The sequence below is a fragment of the Streptomyces sp. NBC_00083 genome (assembly GCF_026343295.1).
Lineage (GTDB): Bacteria > Actinomycetota > Actinomycetes > Streptomycetales > Streptomycetaceae > Streptomyces.
Window position 1 is genome coordinate 309,003 of record NZ_JAPELY010000001.1, and the last position, 21,277, is coordinate 330,279.

The 21,277-nt window shown below is 73.8% G+C and carries 16 protein-coding genes; 10 read left to right on the forward strand and 6 right to left on the reverse strand.

What is annotated here, in order from left to right:
* The 4 genes from cbiQ to OOJ98_RS01430 all read left to right on the forward strand — a co-directional run bounded on the left by cbiQ (position 1) and on the right by OOJ98_RS01430 (position 4,217).
* Positions 1–762 carry a cobalt ECF transporter T component CbiQ gene (cbiQ, locus tag OOJ98_RS01415; protein WP_267052766.1) on the forward strand — a complete coding sequence of 254 codons (762 nt, stop codon included), beginning with the start codon at positions 1–3 and terminating at the stop codon, positions 760–762.
* A gap of 80 nt (positions 763–842) precedes the next feature.
* Complete coding sequence (locus OOJ98_RS01420) at positions 843–1,616, forward strand: energy-coupling factor ABC transporter ATP-binding protein (RefSeq protein WP_267052767.1); 774 nt, start codon at positions 843–845, stop codon at positions 1,614–1,616.
* 643 nt (positions 1,617–2,259) lie between these two features.
* A complete protein-coding gene (locus OOJ98_RS01425; protein WP_267055462.1) occupies positions 2,260–3,426 on the forward strand; it encodes a serine hydrolase domain-containing protein in 1,167 nt (388 codons plus the stop codon).
* Positions 3,423–4,217, forward strand: a complete 795-nt coding sequence (locus tag OOJ98_RS01430; protein ID WP_267052768.1) for an SDR family NAD(P)-dependent oxidoreductase — start codon at positions 3,423–3,425, stop codon at positions 4,215–4,217. Before OOJ98_RS01425 ends, OOJ98_RS01430 begins: the two co-directional genes overlap by 4 nt.
* 195 nt (positions 4,218–4,412) lie before the next feature.
* Here OOJ98_RS01430 and OOJ98_RS01435 read toward each other — a convergent pair whose 3' ends face one another.
* The 4 genes from OOJ98_RS01435 to OOJ98_RS01450 all read right to left on the reverse strand — a co-directional run bounded on the left by OOJ98_RS01435 (position 4,413) and on the right by OOJ98_RS01450 (position 10,336).
* Complete coding sequence (locus OOJ98_RS01435; RefSeq protein ID WP_267052769.1) at positions 4,413–5,747, reverse strand: NAD(P)/FAD-dependent oxidoreductase; 1,335 nt, start codon at positions 5,745–5,747, stop codon at positions 4,413–4,415.
* A gap of 46 nt (positions 5,748–5,793) precedes the next feature.
* Positions 5,794–6,639: an EamA family transporter gene (locus OOJ98_RS01440; protein ID WP_267052770.1), complete on the reverse strand. Its 846-nt coding sequence runs from the start codon at positions 6,637–6,639 to the stop codon at positions 5,794–5,796.
* A 113-nt stretch (positions 6,640–6,752) separates the two neighbouring features.
* Positions 6,753–8,378, reverse strand: a complete 1,626-nt coding sequence (locus tag OOJ98_RS01445; protein ID WP_267052771.1) for a penicillin-binding transpeptidase domain-containing protein — start codon at positions 8,376–8,378, stop codon at positions 6,753–6,755.
* Between the two features lie 134 nt (positions 8,379–8,512).
* On the reverse strand, positions 8,513–10,336 hold the full coding sequence (locus tag OOJ98_RS01450; RefSeq protein WP_267052772.1) for a dolichyl-phosphate-mannose--protein mannosyltransferase: 1,824 nt from the start codon (positions 10,334–10,336) through the stop codon (positions 8,513–8,515).
* Between the two features lie 76 nt (positions 10,337–10,412).
* Between OOJ98_RS01450 and rsmI the strand changes: the two genes are divergently transcribed.
* From rsmI to OOJ98_RS01480, 6 genes are all read left to right on the forward strand, one after another.
* Positions 10,413–11,300 (forward strand): 16S rRNA (cytidine(1402)-2'-O)-methyltransferase, encoded by an 888-nt coding sequence (rsmI, locus tag OOJ98_RS01455; RefSeq protein ID WP_267052773.1) that lies wholly within the window; start codon positions 10,413–10,415, stop codon positions 11,298–11,300.
* 192 nt (positions 11,301–11,492) lie between these two features.
* The gene (locus OOJ98_RS01460; RefSeq protein ID WP_267052774.1) at positions 11,493–11,885 is read left to right on the forward strand and encodes a hypothetical protein; all 393 of its coding nucleotides are present in this window, start codon (positions 11,493–11,495) and stop codon (positions 11,883–11,885) included.
* A 63-nt stretch (positions 11,886–11,948) separates the two neighbouring features.
* The gene (locus tag OOJ98_RS01465) at positions 11,949–12,821 is read left to right on the forward strand and encodes a TatD family hydrolase (RefSeq protein ID WP_267052775.1); all 873 of its coding nucleotides are present in this window, start codon (positions 11,949–11,951) and stop codon (positions 12,819–12,821) included.
* Positions 12,822–13,105: 284 nt separating this feature from the next.
* Complete coding sequence (locus OOJ98_RS01470; RefSeq protein WP_323177904.1) at positions 13,106–14,302, forward strand: ubiquitin-like domain-containing protein; 1,197 nt, start codon at positions 13,106–13,108, stop codon at positions 14,300–14,302.
* Complete coding sequence (gene rsmA / locus OOJ98_RS01475; RefSeq protein WP_267052776.1) at positions 14,299–15,168, forward strand: 16S rRNA (adenine(1518)-N(6)/adenine(1519)-N(6))-dimethyltransferase RsmA; 870 nt, start codon at positions 14,299–14,301, stop codon at positions 15,166–15,168. The genes OOJ98_RS01470 and rsmA overlap by 4 nt, the downstream gene beginning before the upstream one ends.
* Positions 15,169–15,657: 489 nt before the next feature.
* Complete coding sequence (locus tag OOJ98_RS01480; RefSeq protein WP_267052777.1) at positions 15,658–16,560, forward strand: 4-(cytidine 5'-diphospho)-2-C-methyl-D-erythritol kinase; 903 nt, start codon at positions 15,658–15,660, stop codon at positions 16,558–16,560.
* Positions 16,561–16,589: 29 nt separating this feature from the next.
* On the opposite strand, the gene OOJ98_RS01485 is transcribed toward OOJ98_RS01480, so the two are convergent.
* Together OOJ98_RS01485 and OOJ98_RS01490 are read right to left on the reverse strand one after the other, a co-directional pair.
* Positions 16,590–18,944 (reverse strand): serine/threonine-protein kinase, encoded by a 2,355-nt coding sequence (locus tag OOJ98_RS01485; protein WP_267052778.1) that lies wholly within the window; start codon positions 18,942–18,944, stop codon positions 16,590–16,592.
* A gap of 2 nt (positions 18,945–18,946) precedes the next feature.
* On the reverse strand, positions 18,947–21,187 hold the full coding sequence (locus OOJ98_RS01490) for a protein kinase (protein WP_267052779.1): 2,241 nt from the start codon (positions 21,185–21,187) through the stop codon (positions 18,947–18,949).
* Between the last annotated feature and the right edge of the window lie 90 nt (positions 21,188–21,277).

The window sequence follows — 21,277 nt, forward strand, 5'->3', positions numbered from 1 at the left end:
ATGGGAGCGGGCCACTCCCATCGGCTGTACCGGCACGGCCACTCGCCGGTCCACGCGCTGCCCCCGCACTGCAAACTCGCGGCGGTGTTCCTGTTCGTGGTCGTCGTGGTGTCCACACCGCGCGAGGCGATGTGGGCCTTCGCGCTGTACGCCGTGCTGCTCGCCCTCGTGGCGCGGGCGGCCCGCATCCCGGCCGGCTACCTCCTCAAGCGGCTGCTCATCGAGATCCCCTTCGTGGCGTTCGCGGTGCTCATGCCGTTCGTCGTGCCCGGCGAGCAGGTGCACGTCCTCGGCCTCTCGCTCAGCGAGAGCGGGCTGTGGGGCGCCTGGAACGTCCTGGCCAAGGGCACGCTGGGCGTCGCGGCGTCCGTGATCCTCGCCTCCACCACCGAACTGCGCGCCCTGCTGCTCGGCCTCCAGCGCCTGCGGCTGCCGCCGCTCCTCGTGCAGATCGCCTCCTTCATGATCCGGTACGGGGACGTCATCACCGACGAGATGCGGCGGATGTCCATCGCCCGCCGCTCGCGGGGCTTCGAGGCGCGGGGCGTGCGCTCCTGGGGCGTCCTCGCGAAGTCGGCCGGCGCGCTGTTCATCCGCTCCTACGAGCGGGGCGAACGCGTCCACCTCGCGATGGTCAGCCGCGGCTACGCCGGGACGATGCCGGTGATCGACGAGGTGACGGCGACGCGCGGCCAGTGGACGAGGGCGGTCGCCCTGCCGGGGGTGGCGCTGGTGGTGTGTGTGCTTGGCTGGGCGGTGTGAGCGGCGGGGCGCGTTCGGCGACGGCACGGGTTGCGCGTGCGACGCCTTCACCGACTCCGACTCCGACTCCGACTCCGACCATGACGACTACGACCGCTGAGGCTCCTGTGAACGTCCCGTCCCTCGAAGTGTCCGGGCTGGCCTTCGCCTACCCCGACGGCCATCAGGCGCTGTTCGGCGTCGACCTGACCGTGGGGCGCGGCGAGCGGGTCGCGCTGCTCGGCCCCAACGGCGCGGGCAAGACGACCTTCGTCCTCCACCTCAACGGCATCCTCGAAGGCGGCGCGGGCTCGGTGACGGTGGCGGGGCTGCCCGTCGCCAAGAAGAACCTCGCGGAGATCAGGCGCCGGGTCGGGATCGTCTTCCAGGACCCCGACGACCAGCTCTTCATGCCGACGGTGCGCGAGGACGTCGCGTTCGGTCCGGCGGCGTCCGGGGTGCGCGGGGCGGAGCTGGAGGAGCGGGTGATGGGGGCGCTCGCGCGGGTCGGGATGGCGGAGTACGCGGACCGGCCTCCGCACCATCTGTCCTTCGGGCAGCGGCGCAGGGTCGCTGTCGCGACGGTGCTCGCGATGTCCCCGGAGATCCTGGTCCTGGACGAGCCGTCGTCAAACCTCGACCCGGCGTCGCGGCGTGAACTGGCGGACATTCTGCGGGAGTTGGATGTGACGGTGCTCATGGTGACCCATGACCTGCCGTATGCGCTGGAGCTCTGCGAGCGGGCGGTGATTCTGAGTGAGGGGGTCATTGCGGCGGACGGGGCGACGGGGGATGTCCTGTCGGACGCGGCGCTGATGCGGGCGCATCGCCTGGAGCTCCCCTTCGGCTTCGACCCGACCCGAGCCGCGCGCTGACCCAGCGCCCTTGGGTTGCCCTCGGCAGGGTGCCCAGCACTGGCATCCCTCCTCCCCCTTGGCAGGGTGCCTGGCATCTTCAGCCCGTCCGGCGTTTGAGGACGAGCGCGCCCTTTCAGCCGGTCCGGCGTTTGAGGACGAGCGCCTTTCGGGCGCGAACGGCGTCTGGGGCGGAGCCCCAGGCTCCTGAACCTCAGCCGTCCACAACCCCCGGAGGGTTTCGGGAAGGGGTGGGGTGGGGCCTCCCGGGGTCTGGGGCGGAGCCCCAGCAACCCCGGCTTTCGTCTGCGGACCGTGCCCGCGTCTCGCGCAGTTCCCCGCGCCCCTAGTAGGGCACCCGGAGCCGCAGCCCGCAGCCCGCAGCCCGCGCCCACCGCGGCGGAGCCGCGCGAAAGGCACAGCCCCGCGCCCCTGAAGACGTAGGGCACCCGGAGTCGCAGCCACGGCCCGCGCCCACCGCGGCGGAGCCGCGCAAACGGCACAGCCCCGCGCCCCTGAAGACGTAGGGCACCCGGCGTCGCAGCCCGCAGCCCGCGCCCACCGCGGCGGAGCCGCGCAATGGGTGCAGACCGCCCCTGGTGGGGCACCCGGCATCGGGCACCATGGTGGGGGTGCCGGATGGCGCCGCGCAGCGAGGGAGCGGATCGTGGTCGACGTACAGGGCGCCGTAGCACCGGGCTACGAACCGATCCGGGACGCCTTCGTGCGCAACTTCACGCAGCGAGGCGAGCGCGGCGCAGCCGTGGCCGCGTACCGCGACGGCCGGAAGGTCGTGGACCTCTGGGCCGGCACGAAGGACGTGGACGGCACGGCCAACTGGGCGCTCGACACCGCCCAGATCGTCCGCTCGGCCACCAAGGGCGTGGCCGCGGCCGTCCCCCTCCTCCTCCACCAGCGCGGCCGCCTCGACCTGGACGCCCCGGTCTCCACGTACTGGCCCGAGTTCAAGGCCGCCGGCAAGGACCGCACCCTCGTACGCCACCTCCTGGCCCACCGCGCGGGCGTCCCCGCACTCGACCGCCCGCTGACCCCCGCGCAGGCGGCCGACGGTGAGTCGGGCCCGGCCGCGGTCGCCGCGCAGGCCCCGTTCTGGGAGCCCGGCACCGCGCACGGCTACCACGCGCAGACGTACAGCTGGCTCCTGGCCGAACTGGTCCGGCGGGTCACCGGCCGCACCACCGGCCGCTGGGCCGCCGAGGAGATAGCCGGGCCGCTCGGCCTGGACTTCTGGATGGGCGTGCCCGCCACCGAGGCGCACCGGGTGGGCCGGGTCGGCCCCGTCGAGCCCCCCGAGGACGGCGCGGGCGCGCTCCGGCTGCGCCCCAAGCGGAACGTCGCCGAGGCATACGCCGACCCGGACTCGCTGACCCGGCGCGCGTTCGGCGCGATCGACCCGCTGCCCGACGAGAACGACCCCGCCTACCGCGCCGCCGAACTCCCCGCGTCCGCCGGGATCTCCACCGCCCGCGCCCTGGCCCGTTTCTACGCCGCCACGATCGGCGAAGTGGACGGCGGGGAGCGCCTGTTCGCGCCCGCCACGCTCACCCTGGCCCGCACCGAGGAGAGCGCGGGGCCGGACCGGGTCCTGGTCGTGAACACCCGCTTCGGCCTCGGCTACATGCTGCACGGCCCGGCGTCCCCGCTGCTCGCCCCCGGCTCGTTCGGACACCCCGGCCGCGGCGGCTCGCTCGGCTTCGCCGACCCCGAGTCGGGCATCGCGTTCGGCTATGTGACCAACGGGCTGCAGAGGGGCGTCACCGCCGATCCCCGTGCCCAGGCCCTGGTGCGGGCGCTACGTTCGACCCTATGACGCATCCTCAGACGGCCCCGGGCATCGCACGCTTCCACGGACACACCGCGCTCGTCACGGGCGCGGGGCGCGGCATCGGCGCCGCCATCGCCCGCAGACTGACCGACGAGGGCGCGCGCGTCCTCGTCGCGGACATCGACGTGGCGGGCGCGGAGGCCGTCGCGGCGGAGCTGAAGGGGGCCGTCGCCCGGCACTGCGACGTCGCGTCCCGCGCCTCGGTGGAGGCCGCGGTGGCCTTCGCGGCGGAGGAGTTCGGGCGGCTCGACGTCCTCGTCAACAACGCGTACTCCTGCACTCCGGACGCCGCGCGCTTCGAGGACGAGGACGACGGGGAGTGGGCGCGCGACCTGGATGTCACCCTCACCGGTGCCTTCCGGTGCGCACGTGCCGCGCTGCCGCTCCTGGCGGCGTCCGGGCGGGGCGCGATCGTGAACATCGGCTCGGTCAACGGGGAGCAGGACTTCGGCAACCACGCCTACAGCGCGGCCAAGGCGGGCCTCGCCTCCCTGACCCGTACGCTCGCCGGGGACGCGGCGCCGCGCGGGGTGCGCGTCAATCTCGTGCACCCCGGCACGATCCGGACGCCTGCCTGGGCCGACCGCGCGGACCAGCTGGACCGGCTGTCCGTGGCCTACCCGCTCGGCCGGGTGGGCGAGCCCGAGGACATCGCGGCGGCGGTCGCCTTCCTCGCCTCGGCCGACGCGGCGTGGGTGACGGGGACGACCCTGCGCGTCGACGGCGGTCTGCTCGCCGTCAACACGGGCTTCCGGGCTGTCGCGGAGGAGGGTTAACTCCTCCGGCGCCGGGCGGCATGCGCACCCTCAGCCTGTCCGGCGTTTGAGGACGAGCGCCTTTCGGGCGCGAACGGGGTCTGGGGCGGAGCCCCGGCCGCCCCGCTTTCGTCTGCGGATCGTGCCCGCGTCTCGCGCAGTTCCCCGCGCCCCTGAGGTACTTGGTGCCGGGCGGCACGGGAAAGCTGGGCGGGGTTATTCCCCCGTGTCGCGGAAGACCGCGTCCCGCAGCCACCCGCTGTGCGCCGCGGTCCGCAGGACCCCGCGGAACAGCGTCCGGGCCAGCCGGTTGTCGGAGGCCGCGGAGCGCGTCGTGCGCAGCGACCTCATGACCGCTTCGGCACCGTACGCGCGCATCTCGCTCTCGTACGCCGCGATCGCCCGCACCGGATCGCGGCGCCGGGCGAGGAGCCGGCTCAGGAGGCGCGCGTCGCGCAGGGCGGTGGTCGCGCCGCTGCCGCCGAGCGCGGGCATGCCGTGGATCGCGTCACCGAGCAGCGTGACGGGTCCCGGCGTCCAGGCGTCGACCGGCGCCAGGGCGAGCATCCGTACCGGCACCACCGTCTCCGGGTCCGCCTCGGCGACCAGGCGGACCAGTGCCGGATGCCAGTCGGCGATCCGCTCGGCGACCACCGCGCGCAGCGCCTTGCCGTCGAGGTGCGCCACCTCCCTGGGGAAGGTGGCGGCCTTGGCGACGTACGTCCACACCAGGTGGGAGCGGGTGCGGGCGAGCAGCGGTCCGCCCGCGTAGAGGCCGAGGTCCGCGGCGGCGCCCGCGCTCCGCGCGAAGCCCCCGCGCCACCCGGCCGCCGTGACGTGCCGGGCGGTGCAGAACATCGCGTCGGAGCGCGGCGTGAGGACGGAGGTCGACGCGGCGGTCAGGGGCTCGGGCAGTTCGTCGGCGCGCGCGCCGGTCAGTTCGAGGCTGCCGGTGACGGCGAGCACCAGGGTGTCGGCGCGCACCGCGTGCGGCAGGAGCTGGCCGCGGACCCGGGAGTCGGCTCCGTCCGCGCCGGCGAGGAGGTCGCCGTAGGCGGTCGACCCGTCGGCGAAGTGCGCGCGGATGCCGCCGCCCATGCCGCCCGCGCCGTCGCCCTCGGTGTGCTCGTACCGCGTGAACTCCCGGTCGTAGTGGACCAGATGACCGTCGAGGCCCGTCAGCAGGATCCGGCGCAGGGCGCGGGCGCTCGTCGAGTGCGTGGAGTGCTGGGGCGCGGCGCCCGCGGCCGGCTGGGGCAGGACGAGCAGCTCCCGCAGCCGCTCGGTGACGAACGCGGAGCGCCCGCCGCCCTCCGCGCCCGCGGTGAACTCCTCCCACGCCTCCGGCGGCAGGCACGCGTACAGTGCCCGCGCGCCCTGCGGGCCGATGCGGACGCGGTGGTCGTCGCCGTCGGCGTCGTCGCGGTCGTCGAGGCGGGCCGGGCCGCGCTCGTACACCGCGAATCCGAGGCCGGCCTTGCGCAGTCCCTGAGCCAGACAGAGCCCCCCGATGCCGCCGCCGATGATCAGGACGTGCGGTGTGCCGGTCATGGCGCCCCCTTCGTCGAGGCGCAACCTAGCGTGGGGCGGCCGGGTGTCAACCCGCCCGCAGCATCAGGCCGATGCCCACCACGAGCAGGGCCGCCGCGGCGATCCGCGGGGCGCCGAAGCGTTCCTTGAAGAAGACCGCGCCGATCGCCGCGCCCACGATGATCGACGATTCGCGCAGCGCGGCGACCGGGGCGAGCGGCGCCCTGGTCTGCGCCCACAGGACGAGCCCGTAGGCGATGACGGAGAGGGTCGCGCCGAGCAGGCCGCGCGCCGCGAACGGACGCAGCTGCGCGCCCAGTTGACGGCCGCGCGCGTACAGGGCGTAGGCGGGGATCGCGAGCCCCTGGAGGATCATCAGCCAGGCGATGTAGCCGAACGAGGAGCCCGAGGCGCGCACCCCGACGCCGTCGACGACGGTGTATCCGGCGATGGCGAGCCCGGTGGCGAGGGCCGCGAGGATGGCGGCCCAGGGCGGCCGCGTGCCGCGCAGACCCCACAGCGCGACCCCGACGAGCCCGGCGCACGAGACCGCCACGCCCGCCGTCTGCCAGGGGCTCGGCATCTCGTGCACGAACACCGCGGCGAGCACGGTCACCACCAGCGGCGCGGTGCCGCGCGCGATCGGGTACATCTGCCCGAAGTCGCCCAGCGAGAACGAGCGCATCAGCAGCAGCATGTACGTGACGTGCAGCACCGCGGAGACCAGCAGGTACGGCCGGGCGCCGGCGGCGGGCAGCGACACGAACGGCAGCGCGAGCAGGCCGATCAGCGCGCCGCCGCCCCCTATCAGGGTGAACGAGAGGAGCTGGTCCTTGAGGTGGTGGGCGAGCGCGTTCCAGCCCGCGTGCGTGACGGCGGCGAGCAGCACCGCGCAGGTGACGGTCACGGTCATGGGCGCCGCCCGCCTTCGCCGGCGGGGTGTTCCGATGCGTTCATGGCCCGCACGCTAGTTGTCCGTGTACGGGCCATACGATCCGGGGTTCGACGCCGCCCACCGGGCCGGGATCAGCCCGCCCGGAGCACCTGCGCCACGATGGGCCCCGCCGCGTCGCCGCCGTGCCCGCCGGACTGGACCAGGCCCGCGGCCGCGAGGTCGTCGCTGTACGCGGCGAACCAGCTGTCCGACTTGTTCTGCCCGTCCTTCTCGGCGGAGCCGGTCTTGGCGCCCTTGTCGCCGTGCACCCCGCTCATAGCCTGGGTGGCGGTGCCGTACGACGCGGTCGCGGTGAGGTGCATCATCTTGCGCAGCTGGGCGTCGATGCCCGCGGGCAGCGGGGAGGCCTGGGCCAGGGCGCGGCCGTCGAGCGACTGCGGCACGATCACCGGCTGGCGGAAGCGGCCCGACTGCGCGGTGGCGGCGATGGACGCCATGTCGAGCGGGCTCATCTGCACCTTGCCCTGTCCGATGTACGCGGCCGCCGTCTCGGCGCCCTCGGACGCGGGCACGCTGCCGTCGAAGGACGGCACGCCGACCTTCCAGTCCTGGCCGATGCCGAAGTAGCTGGACGCGACCCGGCCGAGCGCGCCGTTGTCCTTCACGTCGTCGACCTTCTTGATGAAGGCGGTGTTGCAGGACTTGGCGAAGCTCTTCGAGAACGGCTGGTCGGTGAGGGAGAAGTTGTCCAGGTTGTGGAAGGTGACGCCCTGCCACACCACGCTGGAGGGGCACTCGGCCGGCTGGTCCGCGGAGACCTGGCCCTTCTCGATCAGCATCGCCGCCGTGACGATCTTCATCGTCGAGCCGGGGGCGACCCGGCCCTGGAGCGAGGCGGGGAACGCGTCGGTCCGGTTGTCCGCCACCGCCCGTATCTCCCCGGTGCTCGGCTTCACGGCGACCACCGACGACTCGCCGAAGCGCTTCACCGCGTTCTCCGCCGCGGCCTGCACATCCGCGTCGAGGGTCGTCTTCAGCTTGCCGGGGGAGCCCTTCTGGAGGGTGATCAGGGTGCGCGCAGGGGTGTTGGCGCCCTTGATCTGGAGCTCGATGCCGGCCGTGCCGTTCACCTTCGCGCCGTACTTCTCGCGCAGACCGTCCAGGATCGCCCCGAGCGAGGGGTACTTCTCCTTGGTCAGCGGGCGGTCCTTGTAGTCGACGGCCTCGATCTCGGGGTTGGCCGCCCCGCCCGTCACCAGGTGCTCGCCCGCCTTCAGCTGCGGGTGCAGTACCGCGGGCTGCCAGTCGACCAGCGGCTTGAACGTGGACTGGCCGCGCACGACGGTCAGTTGGGAGGCGTACGACAGCGGAGCCGTCTTGCCCTCGAAGGAGACCTGGGCCTTCACCGTGTACGGCACGACCGCCCCGCTGGGCGTGCCCGGCGTGACCACGACGTCGGTGATGTGCGCGTCGTCGCGGTACCCGGTCAGGGCCGTCGCGGCCACCGACTGGTTGTTGGTCAGCGCGCCGGCGGCGGCCGTGTCCCCCTTCGCCCACGCCTGAAGGAAGGCGGTGGACGTCTCCTTGATCTCGTCCGCGCTCAGCGGGCCGGTGCGGGCCGGCGCGTTCTGGGTGCGGCTCTGCGTGGAGCCGGAGCCCCCGTCGCCGCCCACCAGCGTGTAGCCCCCGTACGCCACGCCGCCGGCGACCACCACGAACACTCCGCCTGCGATGGCGACCTTCGCTCCACTGCGCATCCCGCAGTTCCCCTCCCCAGGAGTCCCCCGAACCCCTTGAACGCGTTCAAGGGGTTACTTGCGGGTGACTCTACGGGACGACACCGACAGCGGGACCGGCAGTTGTCCCAACGGTTACCGGAACGCGACCGGTGTCACACCCAGCTGTCCAGCCACATCCGGCTGCGCCAGGCGTCCACGGGGATCGCCGCGCCGGTGTAGATCGGCCAGAAGTAGATGAAGTTCCACACGATCAGGAGCACCAGCACCCCCGCGCCGATCGCCCCCACCGCGCGCCTGCGCTCCCCGGCGCCGAACCCCGGCTCCGCCGGAGCGGCCGCGCCGCCCGTCCCCGGGGACGGCCCGATGATCGCGCCGATCATCATCGCCACCGCCAGACACAGGAACGGCACGAAGACGACCGCGTAGAAGAAGAAGATCGTCCGCTCCTGGTACAGGAACCAGGGCAGGTATCCGGCGCCGATGCCGCACGCGATCGCGCCGGCCCGCCAGTCCCGCCGGAAGATCCAGCGCCACAGGACGTACAGGAGCGCGAAGCAGCCGGCCCACCACAGCAGCGGGGTGCCGAGCGCGAGGACCTCGGAGGCGCACTTGCCGGCCGCGTCCGAGGGGCAGCCGCCGGTGCCGGGGCTCGGGCTCTCGTAGTAGTACGAGACGGGCCGGCCGTCGACCAGCCAGCTCCACGGGTTCGACTGGTAGGTGTGGCCCTCGGTGAGGCCGACGTGGAAGCTGTAGACCTCGGTCTCGTAGTGCCAGAAGCTGCGCAGCGACGCGGGCACCCAACTCATGTCGAACTGCGGCAGGTTGTTGATGGTGCCGATGACGGGGAGCTTGATGTGGTCGGGGGAGAGGCCCGCGCGGCCGTCCGCCCAGTGCCGCCCGTACCCCTTGTCGGTGACGAACCAGCCCGTCCACGACACCATGTACGTGACGATCGCGACCGGCACGGTGGAGAGGAACGCCCAGAACGCGTCCCGGCGCAGGACCGCCCGGTAGGGGCTGACCGCGCCCGCCGTGCGCCGCGCGCCCACGTCCCACAGGACGGCCATCACGCAGAAGAAGACCAGGATGTAGATGCCGTTCCACTTGGTGCCGCAGGCCAGGCCCAGCATCAGGCCGGCCGCGATCCGCCAGGGCCGCCACCCGAACCGCAGGCCCGCCGCGATCTCCGCGTCGGGGCGCAGCTGCCCGTCCTCGTCCTCGGGCAGCGCCGCCGCGAGTCTGGCTCTCGTACGGTCGCGGTCGACCAGGAGGCAGCCGAAGGCGGCCACGACGAAGAACATCAGGACGGTGTCGAGCAGCGCGGTGCGGCTCATCACGAAGTGCAGTCCGTCGACCGCGAGCAGGGTTCCCGCGAGGCAGCCGAGGAACGTCGAGCGGAACAGGCGCCGCCCGATCCGGCAGATCAGCAGCACCGACAGGGTGCCGAGCACGGCCACCATGAAGCGCCAGCCGAACGGGGTGAAGCCGAAGTGGAACAGCTTCTCGCCGATGCCGATCACGTACTTGCCGACCGGCGGGTGCACCACATAGCCGGGTGCGGTCGGCACCGGGACCTGGTCCGGATGGTCGAGGATCGCCTTGTCGACGTCCTTCGGCCAGTCGCCCTCGTAGCCGTGGTTGATGAGCGCCCAGGCGTCCTTGGCGTAGTACGTCTCGTCGAATATCACCGCGTGCGGGGAGCCGAGGCCCCAGAACCGCATGATCCCGGCGACCAGCGTGACCAGGAGCGGTCCTCCCCACGCCGACCAGCGCACGATGCGCGCCCCCCACAGCGGGGGGACGCCGAGCACCGTCCACAGCTGTCCCGGGGGCCGCGTGAACGGCGGCACCAGACGCTCCCGCAGTCCGGTTCTCGGCCGCACGACATGGCCGAACCGGCGCATGCGGTGCTGCCAGGAGGGCGGGTCTTCCCCGGCGTCGTGGCCCGGCAGGGTCGGTGGCGCAGTACTGGTCACCGCGCCATCGTAGGGAACTCACCTATGGGAGTCCCGTGGCCGGGCCCGGCGACCTCGGCCCCGGCGGGCTGCGAGGATGGTCGGTGTGACAGGAACACTCGTACTCGCAGGCACTCCCATCGGTGACACCGCGGACGCCCCGCCGCGGCTCGCCGCCGAGCTGGAGCGGGCCGATGTCGTCGCCGCCGAGGACACCCGGCGGCTTCGCCGGCTCACCCAGGCGCTCGGGGTGCACACCCAGGGGCGGGTGGTGTCGTACTTCGAGGGCAACGAGTCGGCGCGCACGCCGGAGCTGGTCGAGGCGCTCGAAGGGGGCGCGCGGGTGCTGCTCGTCACCGACGCCGGCATGCCCTCGGTCTCCGACCCCGGCTACCGCCTGGTCGCGGCCTGCGTCGAGAAGGACATCAAGGTCACGGCGGTGCCGGGCCCCTCGGCGGTGCTGACCGCGCTCGCCCTGTCCGGGCTCCCGGTGGACCGCTTCTGCTTCGAGGGGTTCCTGCCGCGCAAGGCCGGCGAGCGCCTCGGGCGGCTGCGCGAGGTCGCCGACGAGCGCCGCACCCTCGTCTACTTCGAGGCCCCGCACCGCCTCGACGACACCCTCGCCGCGATGGCCGAGGTGTTCGGCGCCGAGCGGCGCGCGGCCGTGTGCCGGGAGCTGACCAAGACGTACGAGGAGGTCAAGCGCGGCCCCCTCAAGGACCTCGCGGCGTGGGCGGCCGAGGGGGTGCGCGGCGAGATCACCGTGGTGGTCGAGGGCGCCCCCGACACCGGGCCCGCCGACCTGGACGCGGCCGAGCTGGTGCGGCGGGTGCAGGTGCGCGAGGAGGCGGGGGAGCGGCGCAAGGAGGCCATCGCGGCCGTCGCCGTCGAGACCGGTCTACCCAAGCGGGAGGTCTTCGACGCGGTGGTGGCGGCAAAGAACGCGGCACGTCAGAGCCCTGCGGACGGTAAAGGACTATCGTAAAAAGTAAAACGCAGGCCGTGCGCCAGGGCGGGTAAAAGGACGCAGCTCTAGGAAAGGCCAAGTCCACGCCAACTCTCGACAGCACCTGATGCGTTTTGGCAGCGAAAGGCGTCTCCTGGATCGGGGAACCTTTCGCCCCCGCTCGCAAGAGCGCTCGCAAGAGCTTGTCCAGCGGACAAGAGGAGCCGGCACATGAGTGAGATCGCTGAGACCACGGCACACGAGGCGTATGCCTTCGCGTGCATGAGGTGTGGATACGGCTGGGAACAGGCGTACGAGATAGAGCACCACGTAGACGCCACGGGCCAGGCGTTCGTCATATACAAGGCCAATGGCGACCGGGTGCCCTCCCCGCTGTCCTCCCCCACCTGCCTCAACTGCGGCGGACACGTGGTGCGCATCATGCGCTCCGGACGGGTGTCCTCGGCCCAGCAGGGGATGATCCAGCACCGCGCGCCCGCTCCCGCACAGCCCGCACCCGCCCCCCAGGACGGGGCCGCGCCGCACGACGGGACCGATGCCGCCGTGAAGCCGGAGCACCACTGGCACCTGTCGGACCTCCTCCACCCCTTCCACCGGAAGTAGCCCGGACGCCTACGAGGGGCGCGCGCGAGCGGCACGGCGCGCCCCTTTCGTAGGATCGGCCGTATGAGTGCCGCAAAAGATGCCCCGCCACCGCTGCCCGAGCCCCTCGGCGTGACGGTGGCCGATTCGCACACCCACCTGGACATGCAGGACGGGACGGTCGAACAGGCCCTGGATAAGGCCGCGGCCGTCGGCGTCACCACCGTGGTCCAGGTGGGCTGCGATGTGAAGGGCTCCCAGTGGGCCGCGGAGACCGCCGAGGCGTACGCGGCCGTCCACGCCGCCGTGGCCCTGCACCCCAACGAGGCGCCCCGCATCGTCCATGGCGACCCGGACGGCTGGTCCCGGCAGGGCGCGCGCGGCCCCGGCGGTGACGGCGCCCTCGACGAGGCGCTCGCCGAGATCGAGCGGCTCGCGGCGCTCCCCTGGGTCAAGGGCGTCGGCGAGACCGGCCTCGACTACTTCCGTACGGGTCCCGAGGGCAAGGACGCCCAGGAGCGGTCCTTCCGGGCGCACATCGAGATCGCCAAGCGCCGGAACAAGGCGCTCGTCATCCACGATCGCGACGCGCACGCCGATGTGCTCCGCATTCTGCGCGAAGAAGGCGCACCCGAACGCACCGTCTTCCACTGTTATTCCGGCGACGCGGAAATGGCCGAACTCTGCGCGAAATCCGGGTACTTCATGTCCTTCGCGGGAAACGTGACCTTCAAAAACGCCCAGCCGCTGCGCGACGCGCTCGCGGTCGCGCCGCTGGAGCTCGTTCTGGTGGAGACGGATGCGCCGTTCCTCACGCCGGCGCCGTACCGCGGACGGCCCAATGCGCCGTATCTCATTCCGGTCACAGTGCGCGCCATGGCGGCGGTGCGGGGCATCGGCGAAGACGCGCTGGCTGCGGCGATCGCGGACAACACCGCGCGCGCGTTTGATTACTGAGAGATAACGAATTCCGGCCGCCGCGGGGCGGCCGGAGGCGTCGCACAGGGTAGTGCCACGACACTGCGTAGTCGAGTTGCTTTGGAGAGTGACCGCCGCTCCGCTAGTGTCCCGGCCCGCACCATCGGACCGGACCCTGGAGCGTCGTGAGCAATCCGCAGGGCAGTCACCGCGCCGCACGCGGCGGTCAGGACGGTTACGCGCGTGCGTACGCCGACCTCGACACCCAGATCGCCCCTCTCCCCCTCGCCCCCCTGCCCGGCGCCTCCTTCCCCGGCGCCCCGCTGCCCGTGCCCGAGCCGCGCGCACCCGAGGGGCCGCGCCGGGGCGCGGACGGCGCCGGGCGGGCCGGGGCGCGGCGCGCCGCGCGGCGCCGCAGGTCATCGGGGGCGCCCGGACTGCGCCGGCTCATCCCGCAGGCCCTGGTCGTGGCGTTCCTCGCGGGCGGCACCTCCGCGTTCCTGGTCAGCGACAAGGCGGTGAAGCTCACCGTCGACGGCGTGCCCCGCACCATGCACACCTTCGCCGACAGCGTCGAGGAGCTCCTCGACGACGAGCACGTACCGGTCGGCGCGCACGACATCGTGGCGCCGGGCCGGGACGCCGAACTCGCCGCCGGGGACGAGGTCGTGGTCCGGTACGGCCGCCCCGTGCAGCTCACCCTCGACGGGCAGCGCCGCCAGGTGTGGACGACGGCCGACACCGTGGAGGGCGCCCTGCGCCAGCTCGGCGTGCGCGCCGAGGGCGCCTACCTGTCGGCGTCCCGCTCCTCGGCGATCGGCCGCGCGGGCCTCGCCCTCGACGTCCGCACCGAACGCTCGCTGACCTTCCTCGCGGACGGCCGCGAACACACCCTGCGCACCAACGCGGCCACCGTCGCCGAGGCGCTGGACGAGGCGGGCATCGCGCTCCAGGGCCAGGACACCACCTCCGTCGCGCCCTCGTCGTTCCCGCGCGACGGACAGACCGTCACGGTCATGCGGATCAGCGGCACCAAGGAGGTGCGCGAGGAGCCCATCCCGTTCCGGGTCGAGAAGACCAAGGACGCGACGCTCTTCGCGGGCACCCAGGTCGTGGCCCGTCAGGGCAGGCCCGGCGCGCGCCGCGTCACGTACGCGCTGCGGACCGTCAACGGCGTCCGGCAGAAGCCGAAGAAGATCGCCGAGGAGATCGTCCGGGCGCCCGTCACGCAGCAGGTCAAGGTCGGCACCAAGGCGCTGCCGGCGTCGGTGGGCGGCGCCGACCACCTCAACTGGAGCGGCCTCGCGCACTGCGAGTCCGGCGGCCGGCCGCGCGCCCTCGACCCGTCGGGGACGTACGGCGGCCTCTACCAGTTCGACCCGGGTACCTGGCACGCGCTCGGCGGCAGCGGCCGGGCGGAGCAGGCACCGGCCGGGGAGCAGACGTTCCGGGCGAAGAAGCTCTTCGTGAGCCGGGGGTCGAGTCCGTGGCCGCACTGCGGCCGTAGGCTGTATCGGTGAGCACCACTGAGCCCGACGCGCTTCTTACCCCCGCCGACGTCCGCGAACTGGCCGCAGCGCTTGGCGTACGCCCCACCAAGCAGCGCGGCCAGAACTTCGTCATCGACGCCAACACGGTCCGCCGGATCGTCCGGACCGCCGGGGTCCGCCCCGACGACGTGGCGGTGGAGGTGGGGCCGGGTCTCGGCTCGCTGACCCTGGCGCTCCTGGAGGCGGCGGACCGGGTCGTGGCGGTGGAGATCGACGACGTACTGGCGGCGGCGCTCCCCGCGACGATCGCGGCCCGCATGCCGACCCGGGCCGACCGCTTCTCGCTCGTCCACTGCGACGCGATGCAGGTCCAGGAGCTCCCGGGCCCGCCGCCCACCGCCCTGGTGGCCAACCTCCCCTACAACGTGGCGGTCCCGGTCCTCCTGCACATGCTGGGCCGTTTCCCGAGCATCGAGCGCACCCTGGTCATGGTCCAGGCGGAGGTCGCGGACCGCCTCGCGGCGAAGCCGGGCAACAAGGTGTACGGGGTGCCGTCGGTGAAGGCGAACTGGTACGCGGACGTGAAGCGGGCGGGGTCGATCGGGCGGAACGTGTTCTGGCCCGCGCCGAACGTCGACTCGGGGTTGGTCTCCCTGGTGCGCCGGTCCGCCCCGGTCGCGACGACCGCGTCGAAGGCGGAGGTCTTCGCGGTCGTCGACGCGGCGTTCGCGCAACGCCGCAAGACCCTGCGGGCGGCGCTGTCCGGCTGGGCGGGGTCGCCTGCGGCGGCGGAGGCGGCGCTGGTGGGAGCGGGGGTCTCTCCGCAGGCGCGGGGTGAATCCCTCACGGTGGAGGAATTCGCCGCCATCGCCGAAAACAACCCCGCGCGCGGTTAGCCCCGCCCCCGAACTTCTCGCTGCCGGGCGGCATGGGCATTTTCAGCCTGTCCGGCGTTTGAGGACGAGCGCCTTTCGGGCGCGAACGGGGTCTGGGGCGGAGCCCCAGGCAACCCCGCCTTCGGCTGCGGACCGTGCTCGCGTCTCGCGCAGTTCCCCGCGCCCCTGGGTGGGCTGCTCTTGGCGGGATGCCCAGCTTCGGCATCTTCAGCCCGTCCGGCGATTGAGGACGAGCGCCCTTTAGGCGCGTTCGGGGTCTGGGGCGGAGCCCCGGGCACGCCGTTTTCGCCTGCGGTCCGTGGGTGGCTGGTCGCGCAGTTCCCCGCGCCCCTGGGTGGGCTGCTCTTGGCGGGATGCCCAGCTTCGGCATCTTCAGCCCGTCCGGCGTTTGAGGACGAGCGCCGTTCAGGCGCGTTCGGGGTCTGGGGCGGAGCCCCGGGGGCTGGGTGGGGGAAGATGGGCGGGTCCGCACCTGAAGGAGTTCGCCCCGTGAAGCCCCGTACCGTCACCACCCGCACCCCCGCCAAGGTCAACGCCCAGCTCGGCGTGGGTCCCGCGCGGTCGGACGGGTTTCACGACCTCGCCAACGTCTTCCTCGCGGTCGGCCTCTACGACACCGTCACCGTGACCCCCGCCGAGACGCTCCGCGTGACCTGCACCGGACCGGACGCCGACCAGGTCCCGCTCGACCGGACCAACCTCGCCGCCCGCGCCGCCGAGCTCCTCGCCGCCCGCCACGGCATCGAGCCCCACGTGCACATCCACATCGACAAGGACATCCCCGTCGCGGGCGGCATGGCCGGCGGCAGCGCGGACGGCGCCGGCGCACTCCTCGCCTGCGACGCCCTGTGGGGTACGAACGCCTCCCGCGTCGAACTCCTCGACATCTGCGCCGAGTTGGGCAGCGACGTCCCGTTCGGTCTCGTCGGCGGCGCAGCCCTCGGCACCGGGCGCGGCGAGAAGCTGGCCCCCCTGGAGGTCGGCGGCACCTTCCACTGGGTCTTCGCCGTGGCCGACGGCGGGCTCTCCACCCCCGCCGTCTACCGCGAGTTCGACCGGCTCACCCCCGCCGCCCCCGACCCCGCCGCCTCGCCCGACCTCCTCGACGCGCTGCGCACCGGCGACGCCAAGGCGCTCGCGGCCACGCTCAGCAACGACCTCCAGGCCGCCGCACTCTCCCTGCGCCCCGCCCTCGCCGACACCCTCGCGGCGGGCACCGCGGCCGGCGCGCTCGCCGCCCTGGTCTCGGGTTCGGGCCCCACCACTGCGTTCCTGTGCGCCGACGCGGAAACCGCCGACACCGTCGCCGCCGCCCTCACGACGTCCGGCACGTGCCGCACGGCGCGGACCGCCACGTCACCGGCCCCCGGCGCCACGGTAGTCCCCGCGTAACCGAACCCCCTCTCACACGCCGAGCCCCCTCACCGCCCCAGCGCCACCAGCCCCTTCGTCGTCGTGCCGTAGACCCGGCCGCCGCCGGCCCAGATCGGGGTTCGGGTGGCGAGCACGCCGCCGCTCAGTTCGTACTTCCAGCGCGCCTTGCCGTCCTGCGCGTCAAGTGCCCACAGGATGGCGCCCGTTGTGACGTACACCGTGTCGTCGGCGTACTCGACGGCCACGTCGACGCCCGTCGTCATGGGCAGCGAACCCGCCCACCGCACCGCGCCGCTGCCCGCGTCGAAGGCATACACGAACGCGTGGAGCTTGTAGTCGGGGGCGACGCCGTAGACCGTGCGGCCGTCCGGCGCGGCCACCACGGACTGGAAGGGGACCGCGGGGGACTTCCACGCGATCTGGCCGGTGTCCGGGTCCAGGACGTACAGCCGGTCCGACAGGTAGAGGAACCGGCCCCCCGCCGAGCTGTGCCGGCCGTCGCGCCACGGGGCGAGGCCCCCCTCGATCATGACGGAGGCCTTCGCGTCCCCGTCGCCGGGCGAGGGCTGGTCCCACACCGCCTTCCCTCGCGCGGTGGTGTCGAGGCCGGCCATGGTCCGCGCGCTGCCGTCCGTGTTGCTGCTCGCCCACAGCAGTCGCTTGCCGGATGAGGGCACGTACAGCTTGCCCTGGCCGTACGAGGTGTCCGTGATCAGCGTGCGCCAGCGGATCGACCGGGTCGCCGGGTCCACGGCCCACAGGGCCATGCCCGACTTGATGGTGACGGGCGACTTGGGGTCGTTCGGCGTCGCGACCGTCGCCGACGTCTGGCCGGTGACGTACAGCAGGCCGTCGAGGACGCCGACCACCGCCATCGAGTACATCAGCTTGTCCGGTGACGGCAGGGTCCACGCGATCTTGCCGGTGTCGAGGGACACGGCCCGCAGCTCGTGCTGGAGCGCGCCCGCACCGGTCGCGGCGGCCGTGAACAGCAGCCCGTTCGCGATCGCGGCCGGGGCGCCGGTGAGGTTGGGGCCCGGCTGGGCCGACGCGTTGTCCAGCGGGCCCCATGCGGGTCGGCCCGTGGCGTCGAAGGCGGCCAGGTGTTTGCCGCCCACCGCGACCACCGTCCCCGCGCCGCCCGTTCCGCCCGCGCCCGTTCCGCCCGCCCCCGCGGCCCCGCCCCCGCCGACGATCTGCGTGAGCGGCTCCGCGACGGCCGCCGACCACAGCTCCTTCGCCACCACAGTCGTGTCCAGCGGGCGCAGCGGGTCGGTCAGGGCGGGGGCCGAGGAGGACGGCTTCGCGTCGCCCGCCGCCTTCGACGTGCCGCCGCCCAGCCACAGCCCGAGCCCCACCCCGCCGCCCGCGAGCGCCGCCGCACCCCCGGCGAGGCCGAGCACCAGCCTGCGGCGGCCGAGGAGGGAGGCGCCCGAGGGGGCGGTGGAGGGTGGAGCGTCGTCAGGAACCGGCGGCGGCAGCGGGGGAGTCGCGGGCAGGCGTACGGTCCCCGCCTCCTGGTGCGGGGTCAGCACCGCCGCCGCCCGCTCGATCGCCGCGGTCACCGCGGGCGGCAGCCACGCCCCGGCCGTCGGCACGGCCCCCTCCCGCTCCACGAACGCGACCAGTTGGCGCGGGGTGGGCCGGTCGGCCGGGTCCTTCGCGAGGCAGGCCGCCACCATCAGGCGCAGATCCTCCGGCACCGCCGACAGGTCCGGCTCGTCGCGCACCACCCGCCGCAGCACGTCCGACACATCGCCGCCACCGAAGAGCCCCGAGCCGCGCGCGGCGAACGCCAGGGTCGCGCCCAGCGAGAACACGTCGCTCGCCGGGGTCAGCGGGCGCGCCATGGCCTGCTCGGGCGACATGTACTCCGGCGTGCCGAGCACCATGCCCGTCGCGGTGAGCGCCGTGCCGTCGGCGGCCCGAGCGATGCCGAAGTCGATGACGTACGGACCGTCGAGGGCGAGCAGCACGTTGCCCGGTTTGAGGTCGCGGTGGGTGAGGCCCGCCGCGTGGATCGCGGCCAGCGACTCGGCGATCCCGGCGGTCAGCGCCCGCAGCGTGCCCGGCGGCAGCGGACCACCGGCCGCCACGGCCTCGCCCAGCGAGACGCCCGGCACGAACGCCGTTGCCAGCCAAGGGAGTTGACCGTCCGGGTCGGCGTCGACCACCGGCGCCGTGAAGGCCCCCGACACCGAACGCGCCGCCGCCACCTCCACCCGGAAGCGGTCCCGGAACCCGGCGTCACCGGCCAGCTCGGGGCGGATCACCTTCACCGCGACGGTGCGTCCGCCCGCCGACCGGCCCAGGTACACCGCGCCCATGCCGCCCGCGCCGAGCCGCCCCAGCAGTACGTACGGGCCGATCCTGGGCGGGTCGGAAGGGTCCAACTGCTCCATGGTCAGGCTCCGTTCGCGTGCAGGGCGGCGACCGTCGTGGCGGCCGTGTCGGAGATGCACAGGCGGCCGTCGCCGGCGGCCCAGGCGAGGTTCGCGGGGTCCGTTCCCCGCAGGCCCGTGTACTTCCACAGCGGTCTGCCGTCGGCCGGGTCGCAGGCCCACACCACCGCCGTGGAGTCCATCCGGTACAGGGTCTTATCGGCGTACAGGAGCCGGGCGCGCACGGTGGAGCTCTTGGTGCCGTCGAGCGGCAGCGGCGCCGTCCAGCGCTTGGTGCCGTTCGCGGTGTCCAGGGCGGCCAGGGTGAGCCCGCCGTCGCCGTCGGCGAGCAGGGCGTACAGCACGCTGCCGTCGGGGTTGGCGGCCACGACACCGCCGCGCAGGGCCGCGCCCTCCACCCCCGGCATGCTCCACACCTTCTTGCCGGTCGCCGGGTCGAGGACGGTCAGCGTGCCGGAGGTGTCCACCACGACGCCGTACCGGCCCACCGCGCCGACCGCCGCGCTCGTCACGCTCTGCGTCCAGGCCTCGGCGCCCTTCGCGTCCAGCCCCTTCAGGTGTCCGGTGTCGCCGATCAGCATCCGGTCGCCGGCCGGCGGCAGCGCGAAGTGCGCCAGGAGCGGCTCACCGCCGTGGAACCACGCGGTCTTGCGCGAGGCGAGGTCCAGCGCCCAGATGCCGTAGCCGGTGGGGGTGGCGGCGCTGCCCGCGGTACGCAGCATGACGGCCACGTACGCCTTGCCGTCCCGGATGCCGGGCAGGAACATGGCGCCCATGGTCGGCGGTGTGTCGAGCCCGGCCGTCCACACGTCCTTGCCGTCGCTCAGGCCGAGCCCGAGCACCGTGCTGCGGAAGCTCAGGTCCGCCGCCGTCGGCGCCGCCAGCGCGGCGACGTACAGCCGGCCGCCGTCGACCGCCGCGATGGCCTTGGGCGTGGGGCCCTGCACGGAGAACTGCACGCCGTGGTCGGGGCCCTTGACGCTCCACCGCGTACGGCCCTGGTCGTCGAGCCCCCAGATCTCGTTGAGGGACACGCACGCCACCACCCCGCCCGCGGAGACCACCTGCGGGCACGTCGCGGGCTGCTTCACCTGCCAGGCGACCTTGGCCTCGGTGACGTCGTTCCCCGACGGGCGGCTGCGGGCCCCCGCCGGGCGGCCCGACACCCCGGAGGACGCGCCGCCGTCCGACCCCGATCCGTCTCCGTTCAACGCGACCGCCGTGCCGACCCCGGCCGCCGCGAGCGCCCCGGCGGCCAGGCCCAGGATCAGGTTCCGCCGACCGGGCCCCCGGCCGGACGACCCGCCGCGAAGGTCCTGGGTCGGCGGGTCGAGGACCCGGGTCGGCTCGGGTGCGGGCAGCGCGGTCATGACGGCCCGCACCGCGAGGACGTCCGCCGCGACCGCCCCGGGGAGCCAGCCCTCGTGCGGGGACGTGCGGTCGCCCCGCTCCACGAAGTCGATCACCTCGCGCGGCGTGGGCCGCTCCCGGGGCTCCTTCGCCAGACACCGCGCGATCAGCGGACGCAGCTCCGGCGGCAGCGCGTCCAGGTCCGGCTCGGTGTGGACGACCCGGAACAGCACCCCGGCCGCCGCGCCGCCGTCCCCGAACGGGCTGCGCCCGCCCGCCGCGAACGCCACCGTCGAGCCCAGCGCGAACAGATCGCTCGCCGCCGTCAGCGGCTGTCCCGTCGCCTGCTCGGGCGACATGTACGGCGCCGAGCCGATGACCGCGCCGGTCGAGGTGAGCGCCGTGCCGTCGGTGGCCCGCGCGATGCCGAAGTCGATGACGCGCGGCCCGTCGAGCGCGAGCAGGACGTTGCCCGGCTTGAGGTCGCGGTGGATCACCCGGGCGCCGTGCACGGCGGTCAGCGCCTCCGCGAGCCCCGCCGTCAGCATCAGCAGCGCGTCCTTCGGCAGCGGGCCGTGCGCCGCGACCGCCTCGTGCAGCGAGACCCCGACCACGAACGCGGTCGCCATCCACGGCACGTCGGCGTCCGTGTCGGCGTCCAGGACCGGCGCGGTGAACGCGCCCGACACTCGCCGCGCCGCCGCGACCTCCCGCCGGAACCGGTCCCGGAACCCGGCGTCGTTCGCCAGCTCCGGCCGCACCACCTTCACCGCGACCGTCCGTCCCCCGGCCGACCGGCCCAGGTACACCGCGCCCATCCCGCCCGCGCCGAGCCGCCCCACCAGCGCGTACGGTCCGGCCGTGCGCGGATCGGCATCGCCAAGACGCTGCATCGAAAGCCCCACCCTCCCCCGGATCATCACAGGCTAGGGGAGACGCACCGGCCGGGGCCATCGTTCCCCGCACAGCGTCAATTCAGCTCT